The following is a 6,589-nucleotide window of genomic DNA, read 5'->3' on the forward strand; positions in this document are numbered from 1 at the left end:
GGGTGGGCGTCGGGGTGGGCGTGGGGGCAGCGGTCCCGTCCGACACGACCGGCTTGCCGTGGTCCTTGGGCAGGGCCTGCAGCGAGGCCCAGGGGAAGTTCCGCATGATGTTGTAGTCCGGCGTGGTGCCCATGAGCGCCTTCCACGGGTCGATGCCCGTCGCGGCGATCGCGGCGGCGGGGCTCTCGGCCACGACCGCGGTGCAGCCGGCCTTGTCGGTCACGATGAACCCGTACTTCTGCGCGGCCTTGGCCACCATCTTCGCGATGCGGTGCATCGGCAGGGCGTCGACGTTGATCGAGGGGTCCAGCCGCAGCCGGGTGCCCTCGGGGACGCGGTTGACGGAGGTGTCGAAACCGTCGCTGCGCTGCGCCGGGTAGCTGAACTCGCTCGCCATGCCGGGGGCCGAGAGGTGCAGCGCCAGGGCGTGGTCGATGACCCCGGCCTCGACGTCGCGGATGCCGATGGTCCCGCCCGCGAGGGCCAGACCGCTCGCGCTGGCGCCGAAGGTGTTGCGGAAGTAGCCCTCGCTGCGGGAGACGCCGTCGATGCGGCCGCCCCAGCACGCCGACCAGACGCCGTTCGTCTTCGTCGTGACCCAGAACTCCCAGAGCTGGTCGGTCGAGGGGGAGTAGACGGTGAGCTGGGCGTCGGTGCCCTTCGCGGGCACGGCGTTCGCGGGGATCGGGACCTGCGAGAACTGGCCGCCCTCACCCAGCAGCCCGATGGGCGTGTAGTTCTTCTTCTGGCAGTTGTTCCACTGCACGTCCACGCGCGGCTGGTCCGCCGGCACGGTGTAGATGCTGGTGCTGTACTGGTAGGCGTTGAAGGCTGCGACCCCGCCGTAGTACTTCGCCGTCTGCTCCACCACGTTCTGCACCATGCCCGCGGAGTTCTCGTGCAGCGGGGCGGTCCGGGTGTCGAGCTTCCACGCGGTCCCGGGGGAGAAGAACCCACCCGCGGGCATCTCGTTGTCCACGGTCGTGACGGCCGGGAGGACGTCGCCGAGGAACGACGACCGCACGGGGGCCGCCTGCGCCGCAGCGCCGCCGACCACCACGGAGGCGAGGCAGGACGCGACGGCGACGACGGCGGCGGTGAGGCGGTTTCGGACCACGGGGAGGCTCCTGGGGCTGGGAGGGGTGCGGCAACTCCCACCGCATCGGTCCCGCACCCCGGGGCCTTCACCGCGGGCCCGGCAGTGTCACTCCTGCGGGTCGTTTCGGGCCCCCGTGGTCACGTGGTGTGCGGCAAACCCCTCCTGAACGACGGTGGGGCCTGACCCGCACGGAGCCCCAGGTCACCGTGACCGGACGTGACGGACGCAGCCACCCGTGCGGCGGCGCAGGGGGTTCCCGGCACGCGACGTGACGTGGCGCCCGGCGCGGCCGGGTCCTCAGCGGGCGAGCAGCTGCGTGCGGACCGCCTCGTAGACCGCGGGATCGGCCGCGTGGTCGAACTTGCGGGCGAAGTAGCGGGGGCTGCGCGCCAGCTCCCCGAGGTCCTCGACGTGCAGGGTCGCGGGGCTCGTCCGCCCGGCCAGGTCACCGGTCCACCGCGTGTGCGTGAGGTTCCCGCGGACGTCGTAGGCGTGCGGCAGGGCCATCAGCACGGTCTGGAAGAACATCTCGTCGGGCACCTGCGCGTGGTGGAAGAAGCGCACGAAGCGGGGCGAGCGGTCGATGAACGCGAGCAGCTCCTCCGCGCACGCGTGCGGCACGAGCCACCACTGCGAGCCCGCGTGGGGCCGCGCCCCGCCGAGGGCGCGCCGCACGTCGCGGCGCGGCAGCCGGTGCACGACGTGGCGGTTGAGCCGGTAGACGAGGCGGCTGTGCGGCCGCGCGCTGGTGAGGTTCCACCGCTCCAGCCGGGACATCGGCTTCCCGGTCTCCGGGGACGGCATGGGGTTGCAGGACATGTAGACCGCGCCCGAGGCCAGCTCGGCGTGCAGGGCCGCCACCGGCTTGATCGGCAGGTCCGCGCCGCTGACGAGGGCGTAGTAGTCGCCGGGCACCTCGGCCACGGCCTGGCGCAGGGCCGACGTCGTCGCCGCCACCGCGCCGAAGCCGCCCCACGTCACGCGGTGCCGGTCACGGGTGAACCGCACGCGGTCGGCGAGGTGCGCGGTGGCGACCCGGAACTCCTCGTCCCCGGCGCGCGCGTCGACGTGCACGAGGGCCCGGTCCCCGTCCGCGACCAGGAGGTCGAGCAGCGCCGCCAGCTGCCGCGGCTGCTGGTGGACGAGGACGAGGTAGGTCACCTGCACGGCTGGATGGTGGCACGCGTCCTCGCGCGCTGGCGAGGACCGCGGGGCACCGGCGCCTGCGGTCCGCGCTCAGACCCAGCTGGGCAGCCACATCCGCCGCTGCCAGGCGGAGTAGGGGATCACCTGCGCGGTGTAGATCGGCCAGAAGAACGCGAAGCACGCCACGCAGGCCACGACGACCAGCCCGGCGACGAGCGCCCCCCAGCGCCGGCGCCGCACGGCGGCCTCGGCGCTCACCCCGGCGCGCAGCACCGCGGTGCCGGGGTCCGGGCCCAGGACGAGGCCGAGGACGTAGACGAGCGCCAGCACGAGGAAGGGCACGAAGACGACGGAGTAGAACGTGAAGATCGTCCGCTGCTGGTACTGGAACCAGGGCAGGTACCCGGCTGCCAGCGCGCAGAGGATCGCCCCGGCCCGCCAGTCGCGGCGCAGGGCCCAGCAGAACAGCACGACGACCAGCGCGAGCGCCCCCGCCCACCACAGCACCGGCGTGCCGAGGGAGGTGATCGCCTTGGAGCAGGCGTCGACGTCGCAGCCCTCCTGGCCGCGCACCTTGGACTCGTAGAAGAAGGAGGTGGGGCGGCCCTGCACCAGCCACGACCACGGGTTCGCGGAGTAGGGGTGCGGGGTCGTGAGGCCGACGTGGAAGCGGTAGGCCTCCCGGTGGTACTGCACGAGGCTGCGCAGGGCGTCGGGCAGGAGACCCGCGGCCCCCGTCGCCGGGTTCTGCGCGCCCCACTGCCGGTCGTAGCCGTCGCTGGTCGCGAACCAGCCCGCCCAGCTGGCGACGTAGACGACCACCGCGACGGGGACCAGCGAGCAGAAGGCGCCGATGCCGTCGCGCCGGACCGTGGCCGCGAACCAGGGGCGGACGCCGAGCGCGCGGCGGGCGCCGGCGTCCCAGAGCACGGTCATCAGCCCGAAGAACGCCAGCACGTACAGCCCGGACCACTTCACCCCGCAGGCCAGGCCCAGGCTGACCCCGGCCGCGAGGCGCCACGGGCGCAGGCCGATCCGCGGCCCGAGGGTGCCCAGGGGGGCGCCGGCGAGCGCGTCGACCCGGTCGGCGAGGCGGGCCCGGGCGTGGTCGCGGTCGACGACCAGGCACGTGAAGGCGACCAGGACCCACCACATGAGGAAGATGTCGAGCAGGCTCGTGCGGCTCTCGACGAAGTGCTCGCCCTCGACGGACAGCAGGACGGCCGCGGTCACGCCGAGCAGGGTCGAGCGGAACAGGCGCCGGGCCAGCCGCCCGAGGACGAGGATCGACAGGGTGCCGATCACGGCGGCGGAGAACCGCCACCCGAACGAGGAGTCGATGCCGAACAGGTGCTCGCCCACGGCGATCATCCACTTGCCCACGGGCGGGTGGACGACGAAGTCGCCCGTGGTGCCGAAGACGTCCGGCGTGCCCTGCGTGAACAGCTCGTCGGGCTTCGCGATCGCCCCGTCGGTGCGCCGCTCGATGCCGTAGCGCAGCAGCGAGTAGGCCTGCTTGACGTAGTAGGTCTCGTCGAAGACGAGCTGGTGCGGGCGGCCGAGCTGGAAGAACCGCAGGAACCCGCCGACGGCCGTCACCAGCAGCAGCGGCAGCCACGCCCGGCGCCAGGACTCGCCGTCGATCTCGGAGCTGCCGCCGAGCAGCCGCTCCCGCGCCGTCGCGGGCGGCCGCTCGCGCACGCGCGTCGCGGTCACCGCGCCGAGCCCGTCACGCAGCGTTCCTCTTGCTCACGATCACGCCCGCCATCGTAGGTGCGCCCGCCGGGCGAGCGCGGTCGGCGCGGGCTGAGAGCATCGGCGCGTGAGCTCCGACGCGTCCTCCCCACTGGCCGAGCCGGCCCCCGCGGCCGGCGGCGGCGGCCGGCTGGTGCTCGGCTGCACCCCGATCGGCAACCCCGGGGACGCCTCGCCGCGGCTGCTGGCGGCGCTCGCCGGGGCCGACGTCGTCGCCGCGGAGGACACGCGGCGGCTGCACCGGCTGTGCGCGGCGCTGGGCGTGACGCCCGCGGGCCGCGTGACGAGCTACCACGAGCACAACGAGGACACCCGCACGGCCGACCTCGTCGCCGCGGTGCAGGCCGGGCACACGGTGCTGCTGGTCACCGACGCGGGGATGCCGTCGGTCTCCGACCCCGGATACCGCCTGGTCCGCGCGTGCGGCGAGGCCGGCCTCGCGGTGACCGCGCTGCCCGGGCCGTCGGCCGTGCTGACGGCGCTCGCGCTGTCGGGGCTGCCCAGCGACCGGTTCGCCTTCGAGGGCTTCGCGCCGCGCAAGCCCGGCGAGCGGGCCCGGGCCTTCGCGGGGCTCGCCGACGAGCGGCGCACGCTGGTCTTCTTCGAGTCCCCGCACCGCACGGCCGCGACGCTGCAGGCCATGGCCGAGGGCTTCGGGGCCGAGCGGCCGGCCGCGGTGTGCCGGGAGCTCACCAAGACCTACGAGGAGGTCGTGCGCGCCCCGCTCGGGGAGCTGGCGGCCTGGGCCGCGGAGCGCGAGGTGCGCGGGGAGGTCTGCCTCGTCGTCGCGGGGGCCCCGGCCGCGACGGGCGGCGACGCCGACCCGGCGGCCCTCGTCCGCGAGGTGCTGCTGCGCGTCGAGGACGGGGAGCGCCTGAAGGACGCGGCCGCCGCCGTCGCCCAGCGCAGCGGGGTGGCCAAGCGGGAGCTCTACGACCTGGCCGTGCGTCGCCGGGCCGAGTGAGGGTGAACGCGCCGCGGCGGGTGTGACCGCGTGGTTACTCTGGCGCCGCCGCCGCCCCGCGGCTCACCGCGCCGGTGGTGCCACCGGTCACCCCGAGGGAGCCGCTCGTGCCGATCCGCCCCGACCGTCCCGGACGGGCGCCGTCCGCCACCGCCCTCACGTCCCGCGCCGCGTGAGCGACGTCGTCCGGCCGCTGTCGCCGGACCGGGGGGCCCGCGCCGTCCGCACCACCCGCCGCGTGGCCCGCGCGGTCCTGCAGCAGGCGGTCGCCACCGTCGCCTACCCCGCCGGGATGGACCGCTACCGCCCGCCGGGGGCGCGGCGCCGCTACCGCTGCCTCGCGGTCGCCGACGTCGACCTCGACACCGCGACCGCGACGCTGCGCCCGCCGCTCACGCCGCCGGCCGGCCCGGCCGAGGGCGTGCACGCCCTGGTCCGCTTCCACGGCGTCCCCGTGGGCGACCTCACGGTCCCCGGCGACCCGGCGCTGGTGCTGCGCGGGTTGCCGGCCCGCGCGGCGCGGGCGTGCGAGCGGCAGGTGCTGACGCACCTGCTCGCCGACGCCCTCGCGTCCCCCGGCGGCCTGCCCCTGGCGCTGGAGCAGGGCCTGCGGGCCGTGCCCCACCCCGTGCGCGAGCCCGACACCGCCGCGGTCACCGTCGCGGTCTGCACGCGCGACCGGCCCGAGGACCTGCGGCGCTGCCTGGCGGCGATCGCCCGGCTGCGCGGCGGCGCCGGCGAGGTGCTCGTCGTCGACAACGCCTCGCGGGACGACCGCACGCGGCAGGTGGCCGCCGAGTTCGGCGTCCGCTGCGTGCGCGAACCCCGCGCGGGGCTGGACTGGGCCCGCAACCGCGCGCTGCTCGAGGCGCGCACGCCGATCGTCGCGTTCGCCGACGACGACGTGCTGGTCGACCCCGACTGGGTCCGCCGGCTGGCCGTCGCGTTCGAGGACGAACCCGGGGCGCTCGTGGTCACGGGACTGGTGGCGCCCGCCGAGTTCGCCACGCCCGCGCAGGTGATGTTCGAGGCCGTCGGGGGTTTCGGCCGCGGGTACGCCCGCCGGTGGTTCTCCGTCGCCGTCGACGCGGGGGAGGTCGCGGCCCGCCGGCAGCCGGGCACGGGGGACGCCGGGACGGGGGCGAACACCGCGGTGCGCCGCGAGGAGGTCCTCGCCCTGGGGGGTTTCGACACCGCGCTGGACGTCGGGACGCCCACGGGCGGGGGAGGCGACCTCGAGCTGTACTTCCGCGTCCTCGCGGCCGGTGGCCTCGTCGCCTACGACCCCGCCGCGGTCGTCCTGCACCGGCACCGCGCGGGCCTGGACGAGCTGCGCCGTCAGCTGCGGGGCAACGGGACCGGCTCCTACAGCATCTTCACGGGCGCGGGGCGGAACTACGGGGCCGTGCAGACCCGGGCGATGACGCGCTTCAGCGCCACGTGGTTCCTGCGCCACTACCCGCGCGCGCACGTCCGCAGCCTCGTGTGGCCGCAGATGTACCCGCCGCGGCTCGTGGCCGCCGACAGCCGCGGTGCGCTCGACGCGGTGCTGGGCCGCTACTACCGGCGGGCGCAGGTGCAGGCCGGGCAGCAGCAGGCGCTGCACCCGGCGCAGCCGTCGGCCC

5 protein-coding genes are annotated in these 6,589 nt (G+C 75.7%); 2 read left to right on the top strand and 3 right to left on the bottom strand.

Annotation, left to right across the window (positions count from 1 at the left end; genetic code table 11):
- From GTR02_RS18440 to GTR02_RS18450, 3 genes are all read right to left on the bottom strand, one after another.
- Positions 1–1,117 (bottom strand): hypothetical protein (locus GTR02_RS18440; protein ID WP_166608947.1); only part of this gene is annotated, 1,117 nt, incomplete at its 3' end.
- Between the two features lie 279 nt (positions 1,118–1,396).
- On the bottom strand, positions 1,397–2,266 hold the full coding sequence (locus tag GTR02_RS18445) for a beta-1,6-N-acetylglucosaminyltransferase (RefSeq protein WP_166608948.1): 870 nt from the start codon (positions 2,264–2,266) through the stop codon (positions 1,397–1,399).
- Positions 2,267–2,335: 69 nt separating this feature from the next.
- Positions 2,336–3,961 (bottom strand): phospholipid carrier-dependent glycosyltransferase, encoded by a 1,626-nt coding sequence (locus tag GTR02_RS18450; RefSeq protein ID WP_166608949.1) that lies wholly within the window; start codon positions 3,959–3,961, stop codon positions 2,336–2,338.
- A 106-nt stretch (positions 3,962–4,067) separates the two neighbouring features.
- Between GTR02_RS18450 and rsmI the strand changes: the two genes are divergently transcribed.
- Both rsmI and GTR02_RS18460 read left to right on the top strand, forming a co-directional pair.
- The gene (rsmI, locus tag GTR02_RS18455; RefSeq protein WP_166608950.1) at positions 4,068–4,964 is read left to right on the top strand and encodes a 16S rRNA (cytidine(1402)-2'-O)-methyltransferase; all 897 of its coding nucleotides are present in this window, start codon (positions 4,068–4,070) and stop codon (positions 4,962–4,964) included.
- A 172-nt stretch (positions 4,965–5,136) separates the two neighbouring features.
- Positions 5,137–6,589: glycosyltransferase (locus tag GTR02_RS18460; RefSeq protein ID WP_166608951.1), on the top strand; the 1,453-nt coding region annotated here is incomplete at its 3' end.

Origin of the sequence: Kineococcus siccus, from assembly GCF_009906795.1 — a bacterium.
Classification (GTDB): Bacteria; Actinomycetota; Actinomycetes; order Actinomycetales; family Kineococcaceae; genus Kineococcus; species Kineococcus siccus.